This is a genomic window from Ramlibacter sp. JJN2-2R, from assembly GCF_057747835.1.
This window is the reverse complement of the sequence record NZ_CM173226.1, coordinates 2,178,454-2,201,590: the sequence shown is the minus strand read 5'-3', so window position 1 is coordinate 2,201,590 and position 23,137 is coordinate 2,178,454. Positions and strand designations below refer to the sequence as shown.

Annotated in this window: 26 protein-coding genes; 6 read left to right on the top strand and 20 right to left on the bottom strand. The window is 70.4% G+C overall.

All coding sequences use genetic code 11. From position 1 onward, the window contains the following. Window positions 1-114: 114 nt before the first annotated feature. Window positions 115-2,235, bottom strand: coding sequence for an AAA family ATPase (locus AC3ANR_RS10810; RefSeq protein WP_488288114.1), 2,121 nt, complete (start codon window positions 2,233-2,235; stop codon window positions 115-117). 134 nt (window positions 2,236-2,369) lie between these two features. Continuing rightward, window positions 2,370-2,630 (bottom strand): hypothetical protein, encoded by a 261-nt coding sequence (locus AC3ANR_RS10805; protein ID WP_488288113.1) that lies wholly within the window; start codon window positions 2,628-2,630, stop codon window positions 2,370-2,372. A 333-nt stretch (window positions 2,631-2,963) separates the two neighbouring features. Between AC3ANR_RS10805 and AC3ANR_RS10800 the strand changes: the two genes are divergently transcribed. The 4 genes from AC3ANR_RS10800 to AC3ANR_RS10785 all read left to right on the top strand — a co-directional run bounded on the left by AC3ANR_RS10800 (window position 2,964) and on the right by AC3ANR_RS10785 (window position 5,987). Further along, window positions 2,964-3,740 (top strand): alpha/beta fold hydrolase, encoded by a 777-nt coding sequence (locus AC3ANR_RS10800; RefSeq protein ID WP_488288112.1) that lies wholly within the window; start codon window positions 2,964-2,966, stop codon window positions 3,738-3,740. 77 nt (window positions 3,741-3,817) lie between these two features. Next, window positions 3,818-4,756, top strand: a complete 939-nt coding sequence (locus AC3ANR_RS10795; RefSeq protein ID WP_488288111.1) for a bifunctional helix-turn-helix transcriptional regulator/GNAT family N-acetyltransferase — start codon at window positions 3,818-3,820, stop codon at window positions 4,754-4,756. Window positions 4,757-4,813: 57 nt separating this feature from the next. Further along, window positions 4,814-5,404: a chromate transporter gene (locus tag AC3ANR_RS10790; RefSeq protein WP_488288110.1), complete on the top strand. Its 591-nt coding sequence runs from the start codon at window positions 4,814-4,816 to the stop codon at window positions 5,402-5,404. A gap of 1 nt (window position 5,405) precedes the next feature. Further along, window positions 5,406-5,987 carry a chromate transporter gene (locus AC3ANR_RS10785; protein ID WP_488288109.1) on the top strand — a complete coding sequence of 194 codons (582 nt, stop codon included), beginning with the start codon at window positions 5,406-5,408 and terminating at the stop codon, window positions 5,985-5,987. Window positions 5,988-6,000: 13 nt separating this feature from the next. Here AC3ANR_RS10785 and AC3ANR_RS10780 read toward each other — a convergent pair whose 3' ends face one another. From AC3ANR_RS10780 to AC3ANR_RS10760, 5 genes are read right to left on the bottom strand one after another with little or no spacing between them, the layout of a single operon-like run. Next, a complete protein-coding gene (locus AC3ANR_RS10780) occupies window positions 6,001-6,804 on the bottom strand; it encodes an alpha/beta fold hydrolase (RefSeq protein ID WP_488288108.1) in 804 nt (267 codons plus the stop codon). Window positions 6,805-6,823: 19 nt separating this feature from the next. Then, complete coding sequence (locus tag AC3ANR_RS10775; RefSeq protein ID WP_488288107.1) at window positions 6,824-7,171, bottom strand: hypothetical protein; 348 nt, start codon at window positions 7,169-7,171, stop codon at window positions 6,824-6,826. After that, the gene (locus AC3ANR_RS10770; protein ID WP_488288106.1) at window positions 7,168-7,899 is read right to left on the bottom strand and encodes an SIR2 family NAD-dependent protein deacylase; all 732 of its coding nucleotides are present in this window, start codon (window positions 7,897-7,899) and stop codon (window positions 7,168-7,170) included. The genes AC3ANR_RS10775 and AC3ANR_RS10770 overlap by 4 nt, the downstream gene beginning before the upstream one ends. Next, window positions 7,896-8,630 (bottom strand): 23S rRNA (guanosine(2251)-2'-O)-methyltransferase RlmB, encoded by a 735-nt coding sequence (gene rlmB / locus AC3ANR_RS10765; protein WP_488288105.1) that lies wholly within the window; start codon window positions 8,628-8,630, stop codon window positions 7,896-7,898. The genes AC3ANR_RS10770 and rlmB overlap by 4 nt, the downstream gene beginning before the upstream one ends. A gap of 23 nt (window positions 8,631-8,653) precedes the next feature. Beyond that, window positions 8,654-9,325: an ABC transporter ATP-binding protein gene (locus AC3ANR_RS10760; RefSeq protein ID WP_488288104.1), complete on the bottom strand. Its 672-nt coding sequence runs from the start codon at window positions 9,323-9,325 to the stop codon at window positions 8,654-8,656. Between the two features lie 53 nt (window positions 9,326-9,378). On the opposite strand from AC3ANR_RS10760, the gene AC3ANR_RS10755 reads away from it, so the two are divergent. Together AC3ANR_RS10755 and mnmH are read left to right on the top strand one after the other, a co-directional pair. Continuing rightward, a complete protein-coding gene (locus AC3ANR_RS10755; RefSeq protein ID WP_488291789.1) occupies window positions 9,379-10,014 on the top strand; it encodes an arylesterase in 636 nt (211 codons plus the stop codon). Further along, a complete protein-coding gene (mnmH, locus tag AC3ANR_RS10750) occupies window positions 10,011-11,069 on the top strand; it encodes a tRNA 2-selenouridine(34) synthase MnmH (protein ID WP_488288103.1) in 1,059 nt (352 codons plus the stop codon). The genes AC3ANR_RS10755 and mnmH overlap by 4 nt, the downstream gene beginning before the upstream one ends. A gap of 3 nt (window positions 11,070-11,072) precedes the next feature. Here mnmH and AC3ANR_RS10745 read toward each other — a convergent pair whose 3' ends face one another. The 13 genes from AC3ANR_RS10745 to AC3ANR_RS10685 form a co-directional block, all read right to left on the bottom strand. After that, a complete protein-coding gene (locus AC3ANR_RS10745) occupies window positions 11,073-11,255 on the bottom strand; it encodes a hypothetical protein (protein WP_488288102.1) in 183 nt (60 codons plus the stop codon). 68 nt (window positions 11,256-11,323) lie between these two features. Then, window positions 11,324-12,520 (bottom strand): PLP-dependent transferase, encoded by a 1,197-nt coding sequence (locus AC3ANR_RS10740; RefSeq protein WP_488288101.1) that lies wholly within the window; start codon window positions 12,518-12,520, stop codon window positions 11,324-11,326. A 27-nt stretch (window positions 12,521-12,547) separates the two neighbouring features. Then, window positions 12,548-13,072 carry a phosphoribosyltransferase gene (locus AC3ANR_RS10735; RefSeq protein WP_488288100.1) on the bottom strand — a complete coding sequence of 175 codons (525 nt, stop codon included), beginning with the start codon at window positions 13,070-13,072 and terminating at the stop codon, window positions 12,548-12,550. 22 nt (window positions 13,073-13,094) lie between these two features. Continuing rightward, a complete protein-coding gene (locus AC3ANR_RS10730) occupies window positions 13,095-14,423 on the bottom strand; it encodes an adenylosuccinate synthase (protein WP_488288099.1) in 1,329 nt (442 codons plus the stop codon). A 26-nt stretch (window positions 14,424-14,449) separates the two neighbouring features. Beyond that, complete coding sequence (locus AC3ANR_RS10725) at window positions 14,450-15,598, bottom strand: ATP phosphoribosyltransferase regulatory subunit (RefSeq protein ID WP_488288098.1); 1,149 nt, start codon at window positions 15,596-15,598, stop codon at window positions 14,450-14,452. Window positions 15,599-15,693: 95 nt separating this feature from the next. Next, complete coding sequence (locus AC3ANR_RS10720) at window positions 15,694-15,882, bottom strand: DUF2065 domain-containing protein (RefSeq protein WP_488288097.1); 189 nt, start codon at window positions 15,880-15,882, stop codon at window positions 15,694-15,696. 7 nt (window positions 15,883-15,889) lie between these two features. Further along, the gene (hflC, locus tag AC3ANR_RS10715) at window positions 15,890-16,801 is read right to left on the bottom strand and encodes a protease modulator HflC (protein ID WP_488288096.1); all 912 of its coding nucleotides are present in this window, start codon (window positions 16,799-16,801) and stop codon (window positions 15,890-15,892) included. A gap of 15 nt (window positions 16,802-16,816) precedes the next feature. Beyond that, the gene (hflK, locus tag AC3ANR_RS10710; RefSeq protein WP_488288095.1) at window positions 16,817-18,154 is read right to left on the bottom strand and encodes an FtsH protease activity modulator HflK; all 1,338 of its coding nucleotides are present in this window, start codon (window positions 18,152-18,154) and stop codon (window positions 16,817-16,819) included. Between the two features lie 40 nt (window positions 18,155-18,194). Beyond that, window positions 18,195-19,373: a GTPase HflX gene (hflX, locus tag AC3ANR_RS10705; RefSeq protein WP_488288094.1), complete on the bottom strand. Its 1,179-nt coding sequence runs from the start codon at window positions 19,371-19,373 to the stop codon at window positions 18,195-18,197. A gap of 67 nt (window positions 19,374-19,440) precedes the next feature. Continuing rightward, window positions 19,441-19,689, bottom strand: coding sequence for an RNA chaperone Hfq (hfq, locus tag AC3ANR_RS10700; protein WP_488288093.1), 249 nt, complete (start codon window positions 19,687-19,689; stop codon window positions 19,441-19,443). Window positions 19,690-19,833: 144 nt separating this feature from the next. Further along, window positions 19,834-21,171: a ribosome biogenesis GTPase Der gene (der, locus tag AC3ANR_RS10695; protein ID WP_488288092.1), complete on the bottom strand. Its 1,338-nt coding sequence runs from the start codon at window positions 21,169-21,171 to the stop codon at window positions 19,834-19,836. Window positions 21,172-21,270: 99 nt separating this feature from the next. After that, the gene (gene bamB, locus AC3ANR_RS10690; protein WP_488288091.1) at window positions 21,271-22,443 is read right to left on the bottom strand and encodes an outer membrane protein assembly factor BamB; all 1,173 of its coding nucleotides are present in this window, start codon (window positions 22,441-22,443) and stop codon (window positions 21,271-21,273) included. Further along, on the bottom strand, window positions 22,440-23,132 hold the full coding sequence (locus AC3ANR_RS10685) for a YfgM family protein (protein WP_488288090.1): 693 nt from the start codon (window positions 23,130-23,132) through the stop codon (window positions 22,440-22,442). The genes bamB and AC3ANR_RS10685 overlap by 4 nt, the downstream gene beginning before the upstream one ends. Window positions 23,133-23,137 lie beyond the last annotated feature (5 nt).

Genomic DNA, 23,137 nt, shown 5'->3' with positions numbered 1-23,137 from the left:
AATCACTCGAGGGAAATTTGCCTGCGTCGCCGATCGGGGCGCGCCCTGCCGCGCCCAGCGGACCCATGAAAAAAGGCCGGGCGGTGCCCGGCCTTCTGCCTGGTGCGGCTGGCGTCAGGCCGCCAGCCCGACCTTGCTGTTGAAGCTGTAGCAGGCCGCCTCGAAGCTGCGGATCTCGTGCAGCGCCTCGCGCAGGCTCATCTCGCCCTTCTCCATCAGCTTGCCGGCCATGTGCTCGGTCAGGGGCTTCAGGCGCGACAGCATGGCCTTGGTCTCGCCGTACAGGCGCTCGCTCTGCGCTTCCATGATGCTGCGCGTCTCCTCGTCGAGGGACTTGCTGCCATGGGCGTCGCTGGACAGCGCGCCGAAATTCAGGCGCGTCTTGCGGTACATGCCCATCTCGCCCACGGCGTGGTGCAGCAGCTTGGTCACGCGCGTGATGTCGTTGTGCGCGCCGTTGGTGGTGCCTTCCTCGCCGAAGAACAGCTCCTCGTTGGCCATGCCGCCCAGCAGCACGCGCACGTCGTGCTCGATGTCGCCCTTGGTCTTGAGCAGGTTGGAGCCCTGCTTGTGGAACACGAAGCCCAGCGCGTTGTTGCGCGGGTTGGCCTTGAGCGAGATCTTGATGGTCTTCATCTCGGCCAGGATGTTCTCCCAGTTGCCGCCCGCCTTCTTGCGCTCGTTCTCGAAATCGACCAGGAAGTGGCCCCACTCGTGGATGGCGATGATGCGGCGATCGCGCTCGCGCTCCTTGGTGGTGTTGGTGTTGACGTTGCCCACCATCACGCGCTCGGCCGCCTGCATCAGCGTGTCGGCGCCGATCATCAGGCCCGCCTGGACGGCGGTGATGCCGGCCTGGTTGACGATCGTCTCCAGGTCCGCCGGGCTGCGGCCCTCGGTGATCTCCACCAGGTGGCGCAGGTCGAGGTCGGGCAGCACCTTGTCGGCGCGCTGCGCCAGGTAGTGCTGGATGATCGCCAGCCGCTCCTCGCGGTTGGGCAGGCGGAAGTCCACCTTCATCTGGAAGCGGCGCAGCATGGCTTCGTCCATCTGCATCTGCTCGCTGTTGAAGTTGGACGCGACGATCCAGATGATCTCGGCGTCGCTCTTGGTGCGCACGCCGTCCAGCACCGCCAGCAGCATGTTCTGCGTGTCGTCGTCGAACTTGCGGTGGCCGCCGCGCTTCATGAACAGGTCCTGCGCCTCGTCCAGGAACACGATGCAGCGCTTGCGGCGCTTGGCCATGGCCACGATGCGCGACAGCGTGTTGGCGCCGCCGCCGACATAACCCGTCTCCAGGTTCACCGCGGAGTGGAACAGGATCGGCAGGTTCAGCTCCTTGGCCAGGTAGCTGGCGAGCTTGGTCTTGCCGGTGCCGGCCGGGCCGCTGAACATCACGTTGAACGGCTTGTTGATGCCGTACTCGGCGTACTCGGCGCGGCGGCTGTACTGGTCCTTGATCTGCGCGACCTCGGACTTGATGTCGTCCATGCCCACCAGGTCGTGCAGCGACCCGTTGACCTGCGCGGCCTCGATGAACTTGAGCGACTTGAACTGGCCCTTGAGCTGGAACGCCAGGAAGCCGAGCAGGCCCAGCGTGAGGGCGGCGGACAGCACGCCCGAGACGCCGGCCTTCCAGGCGTCCTTCTCGGACTGCGGGCGCGCGCCGGAGAAGCCCTGGTCGAGCTTCTCGAGCAACTGCAGGCTGGCGGCGTTCAGGTCCGAACGCGGCACGAAGCCGAGCTTGCCGCTCCAGGGGGCCAGGACCGCCTTGTCGGCAAAGATCTTGGTCTCCATGTCGGAGGGGTAGTAGGCGTACTGCTTGCCCTGCGACTCGACGAGCACGACGCGCTCGCTGACGTTCCACATCAGCGGCTTGTAGATCACCGTGATGCGGTCGACCGGGCTGTTCTGCACGAACGCCAGCAGCGAGCCGGTGCCGAACACGACGGGCAGCTTCTCGTTGAACACGGCCGCGCCCTGGCCGGCGCCGGCCATGCTGCGCACCTGCTCGGCCACGGCGGCCTGGCGCTGCGCCAGGACCATCGAATAGATGCCCGTGGCGGGAATCAGCAATGCAATGGCAACCACCATCAGCTTGACGGCAGTGCTCTGGATGACGAACCAGTCCGACAGGCGGGCAGCGGCCTTCTTGATCGACAGCCAGAGGCCGCCGGAAGGTTGCTCGTCCTTGCCGAACTCATGAGTGGGGGAACCGACCGATAAATCAGACATGCAAGTCCTCTCTTGTCGGTGCAATCCTACAGACGCACCCCCTTTCGAGCGAGGAGAAAGGACATGCCGGCCGCATTGGCAGGGCAGCGCGTGACTTATTCACGCGGTTGGGTTGGGAACGTAGCTGAGCTGTGCTAGGCGACCGCCGGTTCGGGGGCGGGAACGAGGCCCTGCAGTTGCTCGCGCGCGCGGCGCTCGACCTCGTCCAGCGCCTGCTGCGGATGCGCGTGGACGCCGTCGCCGCAGATCTTCACCAGGCAGTTGGCATCCCAGTAGCTGTCGGGCCGGCGGCGGCACACCTTGGCGTAGCCGAGGTAGCGGTCGCCCGACGCCCCCGTCTCGCTGGCATAGCTGGCGATGTAGAAGCCGAAGTGGGGACCGGTGATGCGTTCCATGGGTGGTGCGTGTCGTCGCCGTCGAGCCTGGATCGTGGCAGCCGACAGGCCAGCGTGGTGTAGGACGACATCCTGCGAGCGCATGGCTCTGCGGCAGGAACCCCTTGGCCGTGCGAACATCCAATCCACGCCGGCCGGGTTTTTTTTCAAGTTTCTTCCCCCGGCTGCTTGTCCCCCGGTCCGTCGAGGTCCGGGGGCTTTTTTTTGCCCCGGCGCTGTTACACGACGTGGGCGTTGTCCTACTTCGTCACACGGCGCCTTCCCAATGGTCGCGCTTGCGTGCCTTCCTACGATCGCCGCTCGCAGTCGAACACGATGCTCAGGGAGGCGCGCATGGCACAACTCGGATGGGTCGCACCCGGGCCGCAGGCCCCGGCGCTCGATGCGTTGCGCGAGCCCCTGCGGCAGTTGCTGCATCGCGCCCTGCGCCGGCGCGCCACCGTGCACGGCCAGCTCTTCGAGGGCGACGGCCAACCGGTGATCGTCTTCCCGCGCCAGCGGACCGGACCGGAGAGCACGGAGTCCCTGCGCAACGTCCTCAAGGACGCCGGCTTCCGGCCGCACGACTGGGGCCAGGGCCTCGACCAGGGACCGCGCGGCATGGGCCTGAACCGCTGGCTGCGCAAGCTCGAGGAGTGCGTGATCGACGTGTTCGAGGTGACGCAGTCGCCCGTCACGCTGCTCGGCTGGGGCCTGTCGGGCATCTATGCCCGCGAGCTCGCCAAGCGCGCCAGCCCGCTGGTGCGCCAGGTCATCACCGTCGGCACGCCCTTCAACACGGCGGCCGATCCCGACCGCGCCTGCAAGCTGATCGCCATGCTCGACGGCGGCCCGGAGCGGATGCCGCTGTCGGTGCGCACGCGGCTGCGCCATGCGCCGCCGGTGCCCTGCACGTCGCTGTATAGCCGCCACGACGGCGTCGTGCGCTGGGAGCAGTGCGTGGACCAGGACACCGACCAATGCGAGCACATCGAGGTGCCCGGTGCCCGCCACGAGGAACTGCCGATGCATCCGAAGGCGCTGGAGGTCATCACCCACCGCCTGGCCCAGCCCGAAGGCGAGTGGCAGCCGTTCGCCGCGGCCGACACGCGGCCGATGCTGCACGCCTGACGCGCCCCGGCCGCATCGCCCGTCCACGCGATTCGTCTTTGTTGACACCGTCAACCAATTGGTTGACGATCCCTTGCATGACGTCCCCTCCGCAGGTGTCCGCCGGCCACGTGAAGGCCGTACGGGCCTTCAACCGCTTCTACACCCGCCGGGTCGGCGTGCTCGACCCGTACCTGGGCGGCGACTTCTCGCTCACCGAGGTGCGCGTGCTGTACGAGCTCGCGCATCGCGACCAGCCGGCGCCCAGCGAGCTCGGGCGCGACCTCGGCCTCGATGCGGGCTACCTGAGCCGCATCCTCAAGCGCTTCGAGAGCCGGGGCTGGCTCGAGCGCGCGCCCTCGCCCGCCGACGCCCGCCAGAGCCTGCTGCGGCTGACCCCCGCGGGCCACGCAGCCTTCGCGCCGCTGCAGCAGCGCTCGCGCGAGGACGCCGCCGCCCTGCTGGCGCCCCTGCCGCGCTCCCAGCGCGAGCGCGTGATCGCCGCCATGACGACCGTGCAGCAGGCGCTGGACGGCACCGCCGCGCCCGCCGCCCGCACCATCGTGCTGCGCGACCCACGGCCGGGCGACCTGGGCTGGGTGGTCCAGCAGCACGGCGAGGTCTATGCGAACGAATGGGGCTACACGTCCGAGTTCGAGGCGCTGGTGGCCGAGGTCGTCGCGCGCTACCTGCGGACCTTCGATCCCGCGTGGGAGAAGGGCTGGATCGCCGAGCTCGACGGCGAACGCGTGGGCTCCGTGTTCGTGGTGCGCAAGTCCGCCACCGTCGCGCAGCTTCGCCTGCTGATCCTGTCGCCCGGCGCGCGCGGGCTCGGCCTGGGCGGGCGGCTCGTCGACGAGTGCATCGCCTTCGCGCGCGCCAAGGGCTACCGCAGGATGGTGCTGTGGACCAACGGCCAGCTGGAGGCCGCGCGGGCGATCTATGCCGCCCGCGGCTTTCGCCTCGTGCACAGCGAACCGCTGGACGCCTACGGCCAGCAGCTGGTCGGCGAGACCTGGGAGCTGCGTTTGCGTTGACGGATGTTCCGGCTCCTTTGCGCTGCGGCGCACGGCTGAGCCGCCGATAATCGGCGCATGACGTCCACGCCCGCGGCCGGGTCCGCCGAGTCCCCGCCCTGCCGCCCCGAGTCGCTGACCGACCTGTTCGTCTCCTTCACCTTCCTCGCGCTCCAGGGCTTCGGCGGCGTGCTCGCGGTGGTGCAGCGCGAGCTGGTCGAGCGCAAGCGCTGGATGACGCGCGAGGAGTTCGTCGAGGAATGGGCCGTGGCACAGATCATGCCCGGGCCCAACGTCGTCAACCTGGCCCTGATGATCGGCAGCCGCTACTTCGGCCTGCGCGGCGCCCTCGTCGCCCTGGCCGGCATGCTGGCCGCGCCGCTGGTCGTGGTGCTGCTGCTCGCGCTGGTCTACGCCCGCTTCGCCGACAACCCGCAGCTGGCCGCCGCGCTGCGCGGCATGGGCGCGGTGGCCGCCGGCCTGATCACCGCGACGGGCCTGAAGCTGCTGGCGGCTTTGCGCACCCACCCGCTCGGCCGGCCCGCGTGCGTGCTGCTGGGCGCCGCCACCTTCGTCGCCGTCGCCCTGCTGCGGCTGCCGCTGGCCTGGGTGCTGCTGGTGCTGGGCGGCTTCTCGTGCTGGCTCACGTGGCGCAAGCTGGGAGGCTGAGATGGTGACGCACGCCATCGTGATGACCGGCGCCGACTGGCTGTCGCTCTTCCTGCACTACCTCATGCTGTCGCTGCTGGCCATCGGCGGCGCGATCACCACCGCGCCCGACATGCACCGCTTCCTGGTGGACGAGCGCCACTGGCTGACCGACCCGCAGTTCAGCGCCTCGGTCGCCATCGCGCAGGCCGCGCCCGGCCCGAACGTGCTGTTCGTCGCCCTGATGGGATGGAACGTCGGATTGAACGCCGGCGGCCTGGGCACCGCGGCGCTGGGCGTGCTGCTCGCGCTCACCGGCATCCTGCTGCCCAGCACCACCCTCACCTACCTGGCCGCGCAATGGGGCCACCGCAACCGCGATCTGCGCGGCGTGCGGGCGTTCAAGCAGGGCATGGCGCCGATCGTGGTGGCGCTGCTGGTGGCCACGGGCTGGGTGCTGGCCACCGGCGCCACGTACAACCTGCACGACTGGCCCCTGTGGCTGGTGGCCGCCGTCACGGCCGTGATCGTCTGGCGCACCAAGGTGCACCTGCTGTGGCTGCTGGGCGCCGGCGCGGTGCTGGGGTGGTTCGGGCTCGTCTGACGGGACGGCCCGCCTAGGGCCGGGTGCGATCGAGAAACCGCGCGATGGCGTCGTTCACGCGATCGGGGTGCGTCACGGGACCCATGTGCCCCAGGCCGTCGAATTCCAGCACCTCGACGCGCGGCAGCGTCGCCGTCAGCAGCCGGGCGACGCCGCGGGCCGACGCCGTCGACTCCTTCCCGAGCATGTAGAGCACCGGCACCTGCAGCGCTTCGAATGCGGCCAGCGGCGTGGGCTCGGTCGTGAGCGCATGGGCCCACCGGCGCACGTTGACGATCGAGGCGGCGATCGGCTCGCGGCGCTGCTCGGGCATGCGGCCCCAGGTGCCGGGGCCCATCCAGTAGTCGATGAACGCCTGGGCGGCCGCATTTTGGTCGCCGCCGTCGAGGGCGCGCGCCGATGCCGCGACGGCCTGGCGGATGCCGTCGGCCTCGTTGGGCGGCGGGGCCTGCGCGTCGAGCAACGCGAACAGCGTGGGCTCGTACAGGGCCAGCGCGCGGACGCTGCCGGGATCTGCCAACGCGGCCACCAGCGCCACGGCGGCGCCGTACGAATGGCCCACCAGGGCCGGCGGCGCGCCGGCATCGGCCAGCACGGGCCGGATCAGGTCGACTTCGTCGGCAAGGCGAATCTGCCGGTCCGACGGCCAGTCGGGACTCTTGCCGGCGCCGTACGAATCGGGCGCCAGGACCCGGTAGCGCGGCGACAGCAGGTCCATGAGCCCGCGCCACTGGCTCGAACTGCTCGCATTCGAGTGCAGGCAGACGACGCCCGGGCCGGCACCGGCCGCACGGACATGGGGTTGTGCTTGCGCCATGGTCGGCCTCCCATCGCGGTCACCGCGGGTTCTCGAAGAACACGTAGTTCACGTGCTCCCCGATCTCGAAGTACACGCGCTTCTCGCCCGGGTCGGCGATGAAGTTCTGGTTCTCGTCCAGGACGCCGTAGCCGTAGCGGTACGCGCGCGCCTGCGATGGGTCGTCGGTGCCGAGCGCGGTCGACAGCTTGTCGATGCGCAGGAAGCGCCGCACCAGCTTGTCGCCGGCATAGACCTCCAGCACGCCGTTGGTGCCGGTCCAGTTCTGGATGTCGCGGCCCAGCTTGTTCTGCTGCTCCTTGGTGCAGGACGCCAGCAGCAAGCCGGCGGCGATCGCCAGCGCGAGGGAACGGGTCGGGGTGGTCATGCATCCTCCTGCAAGAGCTGCGGCAGCAGCGTGGCGGCCGTGCCGCGCAGCACGAGCTGCGCGGCGTCGTCGAGATCGCTCGGTTCGGGGTTGACGACCACCATCCGCGCGGCGGCGGCCGGGGTCCGTGCCAGGCCCGCCGCAGGATAGACCACGCCGCTGGTTCCGACCACCAGCATCAGGTCGCAAGCCTGCGCGGCCGCCTCGGCGGCGGCGAGCACGTCGGCCGGCAGCATCTCGCCGAACCAGACCACGGCCGGCCGGCGCAGGTTGCCGCAGCTCGCGCAACGCGGCGGGTGGCCGGCGACGGGCGCCTGCGCCCGGCAGCAGGCGCGCGGCCGGTCGAGCCACTTGTCGTCCAGCAGGTTGCCGTGCAGCGCCAGCACGTCCGGGCTGCCCGCGCGCTGGTGCAGGCCGTCGACGTTCTGCGTGATGAGCGCAAGGCGCCCCGGGTGCCGCTGCTGGAACGCCGCGATCGCCTGGTGGCCGGCGTTGGGTGCCACCTGCGCGAGCATCTGCCGGCGCATCGCATACCAGTCCCACACGTGGCCGGGATCGGCGCGAAAGGCCGCTTCGGTGGCGAGGTCCTCGGGGCGGAACCGGGCCCACAGCCCGGTCTGCGCGTCGCGGAAGGTGGGCACGCCGGACTCGGCGCTCATGCCGGCGCCGGTCAGCACCGCGATGCGCCCGGCATCGCGCAGCCAGCCGCGCGCCGTGTCCAGGTTCATGACCGCTGCCGCAGCGCCTCGTACAGGCACACGCCGCTGGCCACCGAGACGTTCAGGCTCTCGACGGCGCCGCGCATCGGGATGGAGACCAGCTCGTCGCAGGTCTTGCGCGTGAGCTGCCGCATGCCGCTGCCCTCGGCGCCGAGCACCAGCGCCACCGGCGCCTTCAGGTCGGCCTGGTACAGCGTGCGCGGCGCATCGTCGCTGGTGCCGATGCACCAGATGTTGCGGTCCTTGAGCTCGCCCAGCGTGCGCGCCAGGTTGGTCACCATGAAGTACGGCACCGTCTCGGCCGCGCCGCTGGCGACCTTGGCCACCGTGGCATTGAGGCCCACCGCATGGTCCTTGGGCGCGATCACCGCGTGCGCGCCGGCGCCGTCGGCCACGCGCAGGCAGGCGCCCAGGTTGTGCGGGTCGGTCACGCCATCGAGCACCAGCAGCAGCGGCGGGCCCTGCACCTGGTCGAGCAGGTCGTCGAGCGAGCGCGCCGCGGGCAGCGGCTCGACCCGGGCGGCCACGCCCTGGTGGCCGTGGCTGCCGGCCAGCTTGGCCAGGCGCAGGCCGTCGGCCTCGATCAGGCGCACGCCGGCCTCCTTGGCCCGCTCGAGGAACTGGCGCATGCGCGCGTCCTTGCGCGTGGCCTCGTAGTACACCTCGATGACGGATTGCGGCGCGGTCTTCAGGCGCACGCCGACGGCGTGGAAGCCGAAAAGAACTTTGGCGGAGGACATGCGCCCGATTATCGGGCCCGCGCTCAGGCGACGATGCGGCCCGCCTCGATGGTGATGCGGTGCTCGCAGCGCTGCGCGATGGCGCGGTCGTGCGTCACCAGCACCAGCGTCGTGCCGCGCTCGCGATTGAGATCGAACATCAGGTTCATCACCGTCTCGCCGGTGGCGAAGTCCAGGCTGCCGGTGGGCTCGTCGGCCAGCAGCACGGCGGGCTCGACGACGAAGGCGCGCGCCAGCGCCACGCGCTGCTGCTCGCCGCCGGACAGCACCTTGGGATAGTGGCCCAGGCGCTGGCCGAGGCCCACGCGCGCCAGCATCTCGCCAGCGGCGCGCCGGGCGTCGCGCCGGCCCGCCAGTTCCAGCGGCAGCATCACGTTCTCCAGCGCCGTCAGGCTGCCCATGAGCTGGAAGCTCTGGAACACGAAGCCGATCTTGCGCGCCCGCAGCGCGGCGCGGTCGTCCTCGTCCAGCGCGAACAGGTCCTCGCCGGCCAGCCGCACGGTGCCGCTCGTGGGCGTGTCCAGCCCCGCGATGATCGACAGCAGCGTGCTCTTGCCCGAACCGGACGCGCCCACGATGGCCGCGGTCTCCCGCGCGGCCAGCGAGAAATCGATATCACGGAGAATGTCGAGTGTGCCGGTCGAGTCGGTCACGGACTTGGAGACATGCTCGACGGCGATGATGGTTTCCGGCATTCGGGCGAAAGGTTGAGGTGAAGCGCAGGCACTTTATCGCGGCGGCGGCCGCCATCGGTTCCACCGGGTCATTGGTCGCGGCGACGGCGACGGCGCCGGCCACGATCCTCGTGGTGGGCGACTCCCTCAGCGCCGAGTACGGCCTGCGCCGCGGCACGGGCTGGGTGCCGCTGCTCGAGCGCAAGCTCGCCGACGAGCAGGTGGCGGCCCGGGTCGTCAACGCCAGCATCAGCGGCGACACCACCTCGGGCGGCCGCTCGCGCCTGCCGGCCCTGCTCGCCCAGCACAAGCCCACCCACGTCATCCTCGAGCTGGGCGCCAACGACGCGCTGCGCGGACTGCCGCTGGCGATGACCGAGGACAACCTGCTGCAGATGACCCAGGCGGCGCAGAAGGCCGGCGCGCGCGTGCTGCTGGTGGGCATCCAGCTGCCGCCCAACTACGGGGCCGACTACGGCGCGAAGTTCTCGGCGCTGTACGAGCAGGTGGCCCGGCGCGCCAAGGCCGACGTCGTGCCGTTCCTGCTGCAGGGCGTGGCCGACGGCCCCGACGCCGATCGGCTGTTCCAGCGCGACCGCATCCATCCCACCGAGGAGGCGCAGCCGCGGATGCTGGCCAACGTGTGGCCGGTGCTCAGCCGCATGCTGGCGGTGCGGCCCGCGGCCCGTCGCACGGGAGCCAAGCCGTGACGGTGCGCGTGATTCCCGCCAGCGAGGCGGCGGCGCGGCTGGCCGAATTCAGCCAGGTCATCGATGCGCGCAGCGAATCGGAGTACGCCGAGGACCGCCTGCCCGGCGCGGTGAACTGGCCCTCGCTCAACGACGAGGAGCGCGCGCTGGTGGGCACCATCTACAAGCAGGTGTCGCCGTTCGAGGCGCGCAAGCGCGGCGCCAGCCTGGTGACGGCCAACATTGCGCGCCACATCGCGCGCGAGGTGGTCGACAAGCCGCGCGACTGGCAGCCGCTGGTGTACTGCTGGCGCGGCGGCAAGCGCAGCGGCGTGCTGGCCGACCTGCTGGACCAGATCGGCTTCAAGGTCACGCTCGTGCAGGGCGGCTACAAGGCATTCCGCACGGCGGTGCTGACCGAGCTGCCGGACCTGGCACGCCGGCTCGACTATCGCGTGGTCTGCGGCTACACCGGCTCGGGCAAGACGCGGCTGCTGCAGGCCCTGGCGGCGCGCGGCGCCCAGGTCCTCGACCTCGAGGCGCTGGCGCAGCATCGCGGCTCGGTGCTGGGCCTGATGCCGGGCGACACCCAGCCGAGCCAGAAGCAGTTCGACATGCGGGTGTGGGAGAAGCTGCGCTCGTTCGATCCCTCCCGGCCGGTGTACGTGGAGAGCGAGAGCAAGAAGGTCGGCAACGTCACCGTGCCGGAGGCGGTCATCCTGGCGATGCGCGCGAGCAAGTGCCTGCGCCTGGACCTGCCGATCGAGGAACGCGTGGGACTGCTGCTGGAGGACTATGCGTGGTTCGCGCGCGACCCCGAGTACTTCTGCAACCGCCTCGAGGCGCTGGTGGAGCTGCGCGGGGGCGCGGTGGTGCGTGACTGGCAGGAGAAGGCGCGCGCCGGACAGTTCGCCGAGGTGTTCCGGGACCTGCTGGAGAAGCACTACGACCCGGGTTATGCGTCCTCGATCCGGCGCAACTTCCGCGAGTTCGGCGATGCGCGCGTGCTGCAGCCGCGCGACCGTTCGATGGAAGCGATGGACGAGCTGGCGCGGCAGCTGCTGGCTTCGGGCTGATCCTCAGGGCTGGGGAGGCGCCTGCTCGGGGGCCGGGGCGTCGCCCTCGCCGGCCGGCTGGCCGTCGTCGGACGCCGGCCCCACGCCGGCCTTGCGGTCGGCCTTGGCGCGCAGCTTGTCTTCCTTCTTCCGCTTCTTGGCCAGTTCCTTCTGGCGCTTCTCGTATCCGTAATTGGGTGTGGCCACAGCGCCTTCCTTGGGTGGGGGTGAATGCTGCCCACTGTAAGCGAAAAACGCGGACCCCCGGCAGCCGGTCAGTGCAGGGCCCGTAGCGCCTGCTCCAGGTCGGCGTGCAGGGCCGCCGGCTCCTCCAGCCCGATCGACAAGCGCACCAGCGTGCCGCGGTGCGGCCAGCTGCCCGCGCGGCGCATCGAGGCGATGTCGTACGGCACGACCAGGCTCACGGGCCCGCCCCACGAGTAGCCCAGCTTGAAGAGCTGCAGCGCCTCGCAGAACGCATCGACCTTTTCGGTGCCGAAGCGGTCGTGGAAGACGACGGAGAACAGGCCCGCGGCGTGGCCGGATTCGCCGCACAGCGCCTTCCAGTGCGCATGGCCGGGCGAGCCCTCCAGCGCCGGATGCAGCACCTGGGCGACCTCGGGGCGCGCCTGCAACCAGCGGGCCAGGATGCGCGCCGACTGGTCGTGCGCCCGGTAGCGCAGCGCCAGGCTGGGCAGCGAGCGCAGCACCAGCTCGGCATCGTTGGCGCCGATGCCCCAGCCCAGCCGCATGTGGGTGAGCTTGAGCCGCTCGTGCAGCTTGTCGTCGCGGGTGACGACGCTGCCCATGAGCACGTCGCCGCCGCCGCTGGGGTACTTGGTGAGCGCCTGCACGACGATGTCGGGCGCGGATCGTTCGCCGGTGCCGAGGTCGAAGCCGTTGAAGGCCAGGCCGGCGCCCCAGGTGTTGTCCAGGGCCGACAGGACGCCCCGCTGGCGGCACAGGTGCGCCAGGTGCGCCAGCGGCGGGAACTCCATCGTCACCGACCCCGGCGCCTCCAGCCAGACCAGCCGGGTCTTCGGGCCGAGGCGCCGCTCGAGGTCGGCCGGGTCCATCGGGTCGTAGCGCTGGTGCGTGATGCCCCACTGCGCGAGTTCGCCCTCGGCCATCGACTTCGAGGGTCCGTAGACGTTGTCCGGCAGCAGCACCTCGTCGCCGGCGGCCAGCAGCGACAGGTTCACGTTGGCGATCGCCGCCAGGCCGCTGGGCGTGAGCAGGCAGTGGCGCCCGCCCTCCAGCGTCGCGATGCGTTCCTCCAGCTGGAACGTGGTCGGCGTGCCGTGCAGGCCGTACGTGTAGCCGTTCTTGTGCCGCCAGTCGCGCGAGCGCAGCGCGGCCACGCTCGGGAAGATGACCGTCGAGGCCTTGAAGACGCCCGGCTGCGGCGCGGCGAAGCCGGCCGGCGGGACGTAGGGGTGGTGAATGAGGTCGGAGGCCGTCTGCTTGGACATGCGGCCATCCTAGCGCCGCTCAGGCGCTCAGACCTTCCACTTTTCCAGCAGCTTCTCCGGACCCAGCGCGTCGTAGGTCTCGAACGGCTGGTGGATCCAGGGATTGGTGTGCAGGAACTCCACCGAGTAGTCGGGCGTGAACGTCGACAGGCCCTTGGTCCAGATGACCGCGGAACGCAGCTCGGTGATCGGCTGGTAGTTGTTGCGCAGCATGTCCACCACCTTGTGCAGCGTGACGCCCGAGTCGGCCAGGTCGTCGACCAGCAGCACCTTGCCGGCGATCTCGCCCTTGGGCGTGGTGATGTAGCGGGCGATGTCCAGGTGGCCCTGCACCGTGCCGGCCTCGGCGCGGTACGAGCTGGTGGACATGATGGCCAGCGGCTTGTCGAAGATGCGCGACAGGATGTCGCCGGGGCGCATGCCGCCGCGCGCGAGGCACAGGATGGTGTCGAACTGCCAGCCGGACTGGTACACCTTGATCGCGAGCTTCTCGATCAGGTTGTGGTACTCGTCGTAGCTCACGTACAGGTGCTTGCCGTCTTCCGTCAACATGGGGTGGGATTCCTCTTCTCTCTCAGGCCAGGTAGGGGTGCCGCATCATGATCGTGTGGTCGCGGTCCGGGCTGGTCGAGATGATATCGACGGGCACGCCGGTGACCTGCTCGATGCGCTGCAGGTACAGCCGCGCGTTGACCGGCAGCTGCTCGTACTGCGTCACGCCCACCGTGCTCTCGCTCCAGCCGGCCATGGTCTCGTAGATCGGCTTGCAGCGCGCGATCTCGTCGGCGCCCATGGGCAGGATGTCGGTGTGCTCGCCATCGAGCTCGTAGCCGGTGCACAGCTTCAGCTCCTCGATGCCGTCCAGCACGTCCAGCTTGGTGATGCACAAGCCCGACAGGCCGTTGACCTGGGCGCTGCGCTTGAGCAGCGCGGCATCGAACCAGCCGCAGCGGCGCGAGCGGCCGGTGGTGACGCCCTTTTCCGCGCCCACGGTGGACAGGTGGTAGCCCACCGTGCCCGGCGTCTGCCAGTCCAGCTCGGTCGGGAACGGGCCGCCGCCCACGCGCGTGCAATAGGCCTTCGTGATGCCCAGGATGTAGTGCAGCAGGCCCGGGCCCACGCCGGCGCCCGCGGCCGCGTTGCCGGCCACGCAGTTGCTGGAGGTGACGTACGGGTAGGTGCCGTGGTCCACGTCCAGCAGCGTGCCCTGCGCGCCCTCGAACAGCAGGTTGTCGCCGTGCCGGTGCGCCTCGTTCAGCTCGCGCGAGACGTCGGCCATCATCGGCCGCAGCTGCTCGCCGTGCGCGAGGGCCTCGTCCAGCACCTGCTGGTAGTCCACCGCCGGCGCATGCAGGTACTGCGTGAGCACGAAGTTGTGCAGCTCCAGCAGGTCCTTGAGCTTGGCCGCGAAGCGCTGCGGGTCCTTCAGGTCCTGCACGCGCAGCGCGCGGCGCGCGATCTTGTCCTCGTACGCGGGGCCGATGCCGCGGCCGGTAGTGCCGATCTTCTCGGTGCCGCCCTTCTCGCGCAGCGCCTCGCGCGCGACGTCCAGCGCGGAGTGGAACGGCAGGATCAGCGGGCAGGCCTCGCTGATGCGCAGGCGCGAGCGCACCTCGACGCCGGCCTTCTCCAGCCCCTCGATCTCCTCGAACAGCTTGCCGGCCGACAGCACGACGCCGTTGCCGATGTAGCACTTCACGCCCGGCCGCATGATGCCGCTGGGGATCAGGTGCAGGGCGGTCTTCACCCCGTTGATGACGAGCGTGTGGCCGGCGTTGTGGCCACCCTGGAAGCGCACCACGCCCTGCGCCATCTCGGTGAGCCAGTCGACCAGCTTGCCCTTGCCTTCGTCGCCCCACTGGGTGCCGACCACGACGACATTGCGACCGGTTGTCTTGTTCATGGAAATCAAAGAGGAAAAAAGGGATTTCAGAGGGAACGCACGATCCACTGGCCGCGCACGGCGGCCAGTTCGCGGTCGCAGTGGAACTCGTCCACTTCGTTGTCGTGGCCCGGCAGCACGCAGACCACGATCTCGCCGTCGGCGCGCAGCCGCGCGATGGCGGCGCGCAGCGCGGGGTCGTCACCCCACGGCGCGCGCACGGCGGCCTGCAGCGGCCGCTTGGCCACCACGCCCACCAGTTCCTTGACGTCCAGCGAGAAGCCGACGGCCGGCCGGTTGCGGCCGAACACCGCGCCGACCTCGTCGTAGCGGCCGCCGCGCACGAGCGCGTCGCTCGCGCCGGGCGTGTAGATCGAGAACCGCATGCCGCTGTAGTACGCATAGCCGCGCAGGTCGGCCAGGTCGTAGCTCACCGTCGCGCCCTGCAGCTGGCCGCCGAGCCAGGCCAGCTGGTCCAGCGCGCGGGCGATGGCGGGCATCGGGGGCAGCACGCGGCGCGCCTGCTCCAGCACCTCGGGCCCGCCGTACAGGTCGACCAGGGCCGCCAGGCCCTCGCGCGGGACGGCCGGGAACGAGCGCGTGAACCGCGCCAGCGCGGGCGCGTCCTTGACCGCGAGCGCGGCGTGCACCTCGCGCAGGACGTCGGCGTCCACCGGCGCGTCGGCAAAGAGCGAGCGCAGGATGCGCGCGTCCGCCAGGTCCACGGTGAGCGCGCCGACCTGCGAGGCCTTCAGGCAATCCAGCGCGAGCAGCAGGACCTCGAGGTCGGCTTCGACGCCGGCGTGGCCATAGATCTCGGCGCCGAACTGCAGCGGCTCGCGCGTGGCGTGCGGCCGGTCGGGCCGGGTGTGCAGCACGGGGCCGCAGTAGCACAGCCGCGTGACGCCGGCGCGGTTGAGCAGGTGGGCGTCGATGCGGGCCACCTGCGGCGTGGTGTCGGCGCGCAGCCCGAGCGTGCGGCCCGAGAGCTGGTCGACGAGCTTGAAGGTCTGCAGGCCCAGGGCCTCGCCGGTGCCGGTGAGGAGGGACTCCAGGTGCTCCAGCAGCGGCGGCATCACCAGCTCGCAGCCGTAGCCGCGCGCGGTGTCCAGCAGCTGGCGCCGCAGCTCCTCGATGTGCCGGGCCTCGGAAGGCAGGACATCGGCGATGTGATCCGGCAGGAGCCAGGCGGACATGAAGAAAGGGCGCGCTGTTAAAAACGGCATTTTACCGGGGTGGGCGGGCCACCCCGCCCCGGGCGCCAAAGACGCGCCGGCGGCTCAGCGCAGGATCAGGTGACGATCCACAGCAGCACCAGCCCGAGCAGCACGCTGCACAGGCCGAAGAACCGCAGTTGCCCGTCGCGCAGCTGCAGCAGCTTCTGGAAGGTGCCGCGCCAGGTGCCGGGCGACAGCAGGGGCAGCAGCCCCTCCAGCACCAGCGCCAGGGCCAGCGCGGCCCAGAACAGGTCGCTGCTCAAGCCCGGGCTACTTCTTGCCGGCCGGGGCCGGACCGCCGGTGGCGCCGCTGCCACGGAAGGCCTTGAAGAACTCCGAGCCCGCGGGGTCGAGCACCATCACGTCGCCCTTCTTGTTGAAGGTGGCGCGGTAGGCCTCGAGGCTGCGGTAGAACTGGGCGAACTGCGGATCGCGCCCGAAGGCCTCGCCGTAGATGGCGGCGGCCTGCGCGTCGCCCTCGCCCTTGATCTTCTGCGCGTCGCGGTAGGCATTGGCGATGGTGATCTCGCGCTGGCGGTCGGCGTCGGCGCGGATCTTCTCGCCCTCGGCCGCGCCGGTGGAACGCAGCTCGTTGGCCACGCGCTTGCGCTCGGCCTCCATGCGGCGGTAGACCGACTCGGTGATGGCCTCGACGTAGTCGGCGCGCGTGATGCGCACGTCGATGATGTCCACGCCCCACGGCTTGGTGCCCTTGACGACCTCGAGCACCTCGCGCTTGACGTCGGCCATCAGCTGCTCGCGCTTGGCAGAGAGCAGCTCGCGCACGGAGCGCTTGTTGATCTCTTCCTGGAACGCGTTGCGCACCACGCGGTTGAGCTGGTTGGCGCCGGCGGCTTCGTCCAGGCCGACGTTGCGGATGTACTGCGACGGGTCGGCGATGCGCCAGCGCACGTACCAGTCGATCACCACGCGCTGCTTTTCCAGCGTGAGCATCGGCTCGGTGTCGGTGCTGTCCAGCGTGAGCAGGCGCTTGTCGATGTACGAGACGTTCTGGAACGGCGGCGGCAGCTTGAAGTTCAGGCCCGGTTCGGTGATCACTTCCTTGATCTGGCCGAGGGCATAGACCACGCCGAACTGGCGCTGGTCGACGACGAAGAGCATCGAGCTGAGCAGGGCCAGCAGCACCAGGGCGCCGGCGGCGAGGAATCCGAGTCGGTTCATGTCGTTCTCCCCGCTTCAGCGCGTCTCGCGCTCACGGCCGCGGCCGCTGTCGCGGGTGCGGGCGTCGGCGGACGACCCGGAGGTGGTTGGCGGTGCCGGCTGGGCCGGTGCGGCGCCGGCGGCGCTGCTGCCGGCATCGGGCGTCGGCGTGACGGCCGCGGCGGTGCCCTGCGCGGCCTGCTGCAGGATGCGGTCGAGCGGCAGGTACAGCATGCTGGACCCTTGGCGCGATTCGACCAGCACCTTGGTCACGCTGGCATAGATCTGCTGCATGGTCTCGAGGTACATGCGGTCGCGCGTGACCTGCGGCGCCTTCTGGTACTGGCCCAGCACGGCGCTGAAGCGCTGCGCGTCGCCCTGGGCCTGCGAGACGACGCGCGACTTGTAGCCCTCGGCCTCCTGCGTCAGGCGCGAGGCGGAGCCCACCGCGCGCGGGATCACGTCGTTGGCATAGGCCTGCGCCTCGTTCTTGGCGCGCTCGCGTTCCTGGCCGGCCTTGAGCACGTCGTCGAACGCGGCCTGCACCTGCTCGGGCGGGCGCACCCCGCCCTGCTGCAGGTTGATGCCGACGACCTCGATGCCGACCTTGTAGCGGTCGAGGATCTGCTGCATCAGCGTGCGCACGCGCGGGGCGATCTGGTCGCGCTCCTCGGCGAGCGCCGAGTCCATGCGCATCTTGCCGACCACCTCGCGCACCGCGGTCTCGGCCGCCTGCACGACGGCCTCGCCCGGGTTCTTGCTCTCGAACAGGTAGGCACGCGCGTCGTTGAGACGGTACTGCACGGCGAACTTGATCTCGACGATGTTCTCGTCCTCGGTGAGCATGGCCGACTCGCGCAGCCCGGTGGCCTTGATCACGGCGTCGCGGCCGACGTCGACCGAGCGGATCTGCGTGACGTTGACCACGTCGTGGCGCTGGATCGGGTACGGCAGGCGCCAGTTGAAGCCGGCGCCCACGGTGGACTTGTAGCGGCCGAACTGCGTGATGACGGCCTGCTGGCCTTCCTGCACGATGAAGAAGCCCGTGCCCAGCCAGATCAGCACCAGCACCGCGGCGATCAGCCCCACGCCGATGCCGGCGCCCTTCATGTCGGGCGGGAAGCCGCCGTTGTCGGGACGGCGCCCGCGGCCGCCGCCGAACAGGCCGCCGAGGCGGCGATTGAAGTCGCGCCAGAGTTCGTCCAGGTCGGGCGGCCCCTGGTTCGGCCCGCGCGGGCCGCCGTTGTTGCCTTCGGGACGGCTGTCCTTGCCGTCCTCGCTGGAGCCGCGTCCCCAGCGCGGGTCGTTCAGGTTGAACATGCCTCGCACGCGGCCGGGAAGGCCGGCCAGGACGCCGGGGAGTTGCAGCTTCATTCGTTCGGTTTCTTGTCGTTGCTTTCCGGATTGTGCCCAATCAGGCGGGCGCTTCGTGCGCCGGCGTCCCCGCCTCGGGCAGGGGTTCCGCCCGCGCGGCGCGTTCGGCCAGTTCGCGGCGCAGCTCGGGCAGCCCGTCCGCAGTGCGGCTGCTCACGAACAGGCGGCGCACGGGGGTGCCTTCGAGCTCGAACACATCGCTGCGCTGGCGCGGGCGCTGCGAGGGATCCAGCGCGTCGGTCTTGTTGAACACCAGCACCTGGGGCACCTGGCCGGCGCCGATCTCGTGCAGCACGCGCTGCACTTCCATGATCTGCTCCGGGTGGTGCGGATTGGCGGCGTCGACCACGTGCAGCAGCAGGTCGGCATCGGCCGCCTCCTGCAGCGTGGCCTGGAACGCATCGATGAGGCCGTGCGGCAGGTCGCGTATGAACCCCACCGTGTCGGACAGGGACACCGAGCGGCCGGCCTTCACGCCCTCGAGGTCATCCAGGTACAGGCGGCGGGTGGTGGTGTCCAGCGTGGCGAACAGCTGGTTGGCCGCATAGGCCTGCGCCTTGACCAGCGCGTTGAACAGCGTGCTCTTGCCGGCGTTGGTGTACCCGACCAGCGAGATGTTGAAGGCCCCCTGGCGGTCGCGCTGGCGGCGCTGCGTGGCGCGCTGCTTCTTGACCTTGTCGAGCCGGTCCTTGGTGCGCTTGATGGCGTCGCCGATCATTCGGCGGTCCAGCTCGATCTGCTTTTCGCCCGGGCCGCCGCGCACGCCGGCGCCGCCGGTCTGCCGCTCCAGGTGCGACCAGCGCCGCACCAGCCGCGTGCTGACGTACTGCAGGCGTGCCAGCTCGACCTGCAGCTTGCCCTCGTGGCTGCGGGCGCGCTGGGCAAAGATCTCCAGGATCAGCAGCGTGCGGTCGTTGACGGCCAGGCCGAGGTGGCGCTCCAGGTTGCGCTGCTGGCCGGGACTGAGCGACTGGTCGAACAGCACCTCGGTGGCGCCGGTCTCGGCCGCCAGCGCCTTGATCTCGTCGGCCTTGCCCTTGCCGACGAACAGCGCGGCATCGGGCGCCTTGCGCTTGGCGGTGATGCGCCCGACGGGCTCCAGCCCGGCGGTGCGGGCGAGTTCGCCGAGCTCGTCGAGCTCGGCATCGAAATGGGGAAGGCCGAGGTCCACCCCGACCAGGATGGCGGGGGCGGTGGGACTGGCTTGTGCTTCTGGCAACGGGAATCCGGGAAGTCTGCGAGGAGATGCCCGGCGGGGGTCAGGCGCGCCGGGCGCCCGCCCGCGATCAGCTGGCGGCGGCTTCGCTGCTCTCGGCAGCCTGGAAGTTGACGGCCCGGCCGGGGACGATGGTGGAGATGGCGTGCTTGTACACCATCTGGGTCACGGTGTTGCGCAGCAGGACGACGTACTGGTCGAAGGATTCGATCTGGCCTTGCAGCTTGATGCCGTTGACCAGGTAGATCGAGACCGGAACATGCTCGCGGCGCAGCGTGTTCAGGAACGGGTCTTGTAGTAGCTGCCCTTTGTTGCTCACGATATTCTCCGTGTTCTGTGGTGTGTTTAGGAACTTGCACCTTACCACAGCAACCCAGCTGTGCAAGTAGGCTTGCGCCAATTCACCCCACATGGGCCCGCGCGGCGCCGCTTCAAGGGCGCGCTCCGGATCGGGGCGTTGCCCCTACTCCTTGTCCGCGTACGGATTCTTGGAGGTCTTCATCTCGATGCGAAGCGGCGTCCCGATGAGGTCGAACTCCTTGCGGAAGCGCCCTTCGAGGAAGCGCTTGTACGCGTCCGTGACGTGCTCGAGCGAGTTGCCGTGGATCACGATCACCGGCGGGTTCATGCCGCCCTGGTGGGCATAGCGCAGCTTGGGGCGGAACATGCCGGCGCGCTTGGGCGCCTGGAACTGCACCGCCTCCTGCAGCAGGCGGGTGAGCACCGGCGTGGACATCTTGGTCATGGCCGCCTTGTGCGCCTGCGCGATGGACTGCCAGACCGGGCCCAGGCCCTGGCGCTTTTTCGCCGAGATGAAGTGCAGCGCGGCGAACTTCAGGAACGGCAGGCGCGCCTCGATCTGGCGCTGCACCTGCTCGCGCTCGTATGCGTCGACCGCGTCCCACTTGTTGATGGCGATCACCACCGCGCGCCCGCTCTCCAGGATGTAGCCGGCGATATGCGCGTCCTGGTCGGTCACGCCCTGCGTGGCGTCCAGCAGCAGCAGCACGACGTTGGCCGACTCGATGGCCTGCAGCGTCTTGACCACGGAGAACTTCTCGATCGCCTCGAACACCTTGCCCTTGCGGCGCAGGCCGGCGGTGTCGATCAGCTCGAACTTCTGGCCGCCGCGCTCGAACGGGACCGAGATGGCGTCGCGCGTGGTGCCCGGCAGGTCAAACGCGACCAGCCGCTCCTCGCCCAGCCAGGTGTTGATCAGGGTCGACTTGCCGACGTTGGGGCGGCCCGCGACGGCGAGCTTGATGACACCCTCCTCCTCGGCGGCGGCCTCCTCGTCCTCGTCGGGCAGGTTCAGGTGCTCGAACGCGATCTCCACCAGCGTGCGGATGCCCTGGCCGTGCGCGGCCGACACCGGGTGCACCTCGCCCAGGCCGAGCTCGTAGAACTCGGTCAGCTGCACGCCTTCGGTCATGCCCTCGGCCTTGTTGGCCGCCAGCACGGTGGGCTTGCCCAGCTTGCGCAGGTAGTTGCCGATGTCGTGGTCCTGCGCGGAGAGACCGCCGCGCGCATCGACCACGAACACCACGACGTCGGCCTCGGCCACGGCCTGCCGCGTCTGCTTGGCCATCTCGCTGTAGATGCCCGTCTCGGCGGTCGGCTCGAAGCCGCCGGTGTCGATGACGATGAACTCGTGCTTGCCGTGCTTGGCGTTGCCGTAGTGGCGGTCGCGCGTGAGCCCCGCGAAGTCGGCGACGATGGCGTCGCGCGACTTGGTCAGCCGGTTGAAGAGCGTCGACTTGCCGACGTTGGGGCGGCCCACCAGGGCCATCACGGGTTTCATGGGGAACGCCTAGTTGAGCGCCGACGGGCAGCCGCCGGGCGCGCGGCCCCCCTCGCGGGGCAGCGCGGCACGTCGAGAGGCAGGCGTGGGGGCCATGGGTTACTGCGGCACGAAGCCGTAGACCCCGCCGTTGCGGGTGACCACGACCATCGTGTTGCCCGCCACCACCGGCGCCGCCACGATGGGCGAGCCGTCCGTGGGCAGGCGGTTGACGACGCTGCCGTCCTCGCGCGAGAGGACGTGCAGCAGGCCGGTGGCGTCGCCGACGGCCACCGAATTGCCCACCAGCAAGGGGGCGGTCAGGCCGCGGTGCAGCAGCTTGTCGTTGGTCCACAGGCGCTCGCCGTTGTCGCGTCGCCAGGCGACCACGCGGCCGTCCGACTCGGCGCCAACCACCATGGCGTCGTTGCCGCTGATGCCGGTGCCGCCGTTGGCGGGACGCGACCACACCAGCGTGCCGCGGCTCGCATCGGCGCAGCCGACGGCCGCCTGGAACGCGCGGGCGCACACCGAGGTGCCGAGGCGCGACACAGGCCCGAGCAGATCGACCAGGCGCTCCACGTCGTTGGTGCCGCGCGGCGAGGCGATCGGGGCTTCCCAGCGCACCGAGCCGTTGTTCGGGTTCAGGCCGACGAGCCGGCCACCCTGGCCCGCGACCAGGGTGTCGCCCACGGCCATCAGCACGCCGGACTGGCGCAGCACCAGCGGCTCGCCGGGTCGGGACTGGGTCCACAGCTTGCGGCCCGTCTGGCCGTCGTACGCGGAGACGGAGCGGTCGGCGGCGAGCACGAACACGCGGGCGCCCGCCACGAACGGCGCGGTGTAGGCCTGCGCGGCGAGCTTCTGGCGCCACAGCACCTTGCCGCCGCTCAGTGCGGTGAGGTTGTTGTCCTGCGTGACCACGGCCGCCAGCGTGCCGTCGCTGCCCACGCCGGCGATGACCGGGGCGCCGGCGCTCGCGCGCCAGGCCTCGCGGCCGCTGGCGGCGTCGAGCACCGCCACCGTGCCGTCGCTGGCACCCAGGGTGAGCTGCCCGGCGTTGACCGTGACCGACAGCGGGAACGTGACGTTGGGCAGGCGCGCCGACCAGGCCTGGCGCACCGGCAGCGACGCCGGGTTCGGCGGCAGCTCGGCGGGCTTGGCCTTCTCGCCGCTGCCGCCCAGCCACGAGGGCCACGACAGCTGCGGCATGATCGAACAGCCGCCCAGCGCGGTGGCCACGGCCAGGGCGCCCGCGCAGCGCCAGAACGGGTGGATGGCGGCCGTCCTCATGACTTGGCGCTCCCGGCGGCGGCGCCCTTGGTGTCGGGCGCCAGCGATTTCGGATCGACGCCCAGCGCCGTCAGCTTGACCTCCAGCAGGCGGCGGTACTCGGCCTGCTCGTCCATGGCCTGGTAGGCCTTGGTGTACTCGGCCTTGGCCTGGTCCTTCTTGCCCTGCAGGTTGTAGACGTCGCCGCGGCGGTCCGCCACCAGCGAGGCGAATTCGTTCGGGAACGGGCCCTGCAGCTGCTTGAGCGCCTCGTCGTACGACTTGGCATCGACCAGCAGCGCGGCCAGGCGCAGGCGCGCGATGGCCTGGTAGCCCTCGTCCGGGGCCTTGTCGGCCACCCACGAGAGCGCCGCCTTGGCGGTGTCGGCCTTGCCCTTGTCGGCGGCGGCCTGCGCCACCAGCAGCGCGGCCTGCTGCGCGAACACGGTGCTGCCGTACTTGTCGCGCGCATCGGCGAAGCCCTGCTCGGCCCGCGCCAGGTCGCCGGACTGCACGGCGCGTTCCACCTCGTCGTAGATCGCCGACGCCTTGGCGGACTGGGTGCGCTGCCAGTACTGCCAGCCGTTCATCGCGGCGACGGCGCCGAACACGGCGATCAGCAACCAGGAGATCAGGTTGCCGTAGGTGTTCCAGAAGTGCTTGAGCTGGTCAAGCTGCTCCTGTTCTTCGAGATCGAGGTGGGATGCCATGAAGG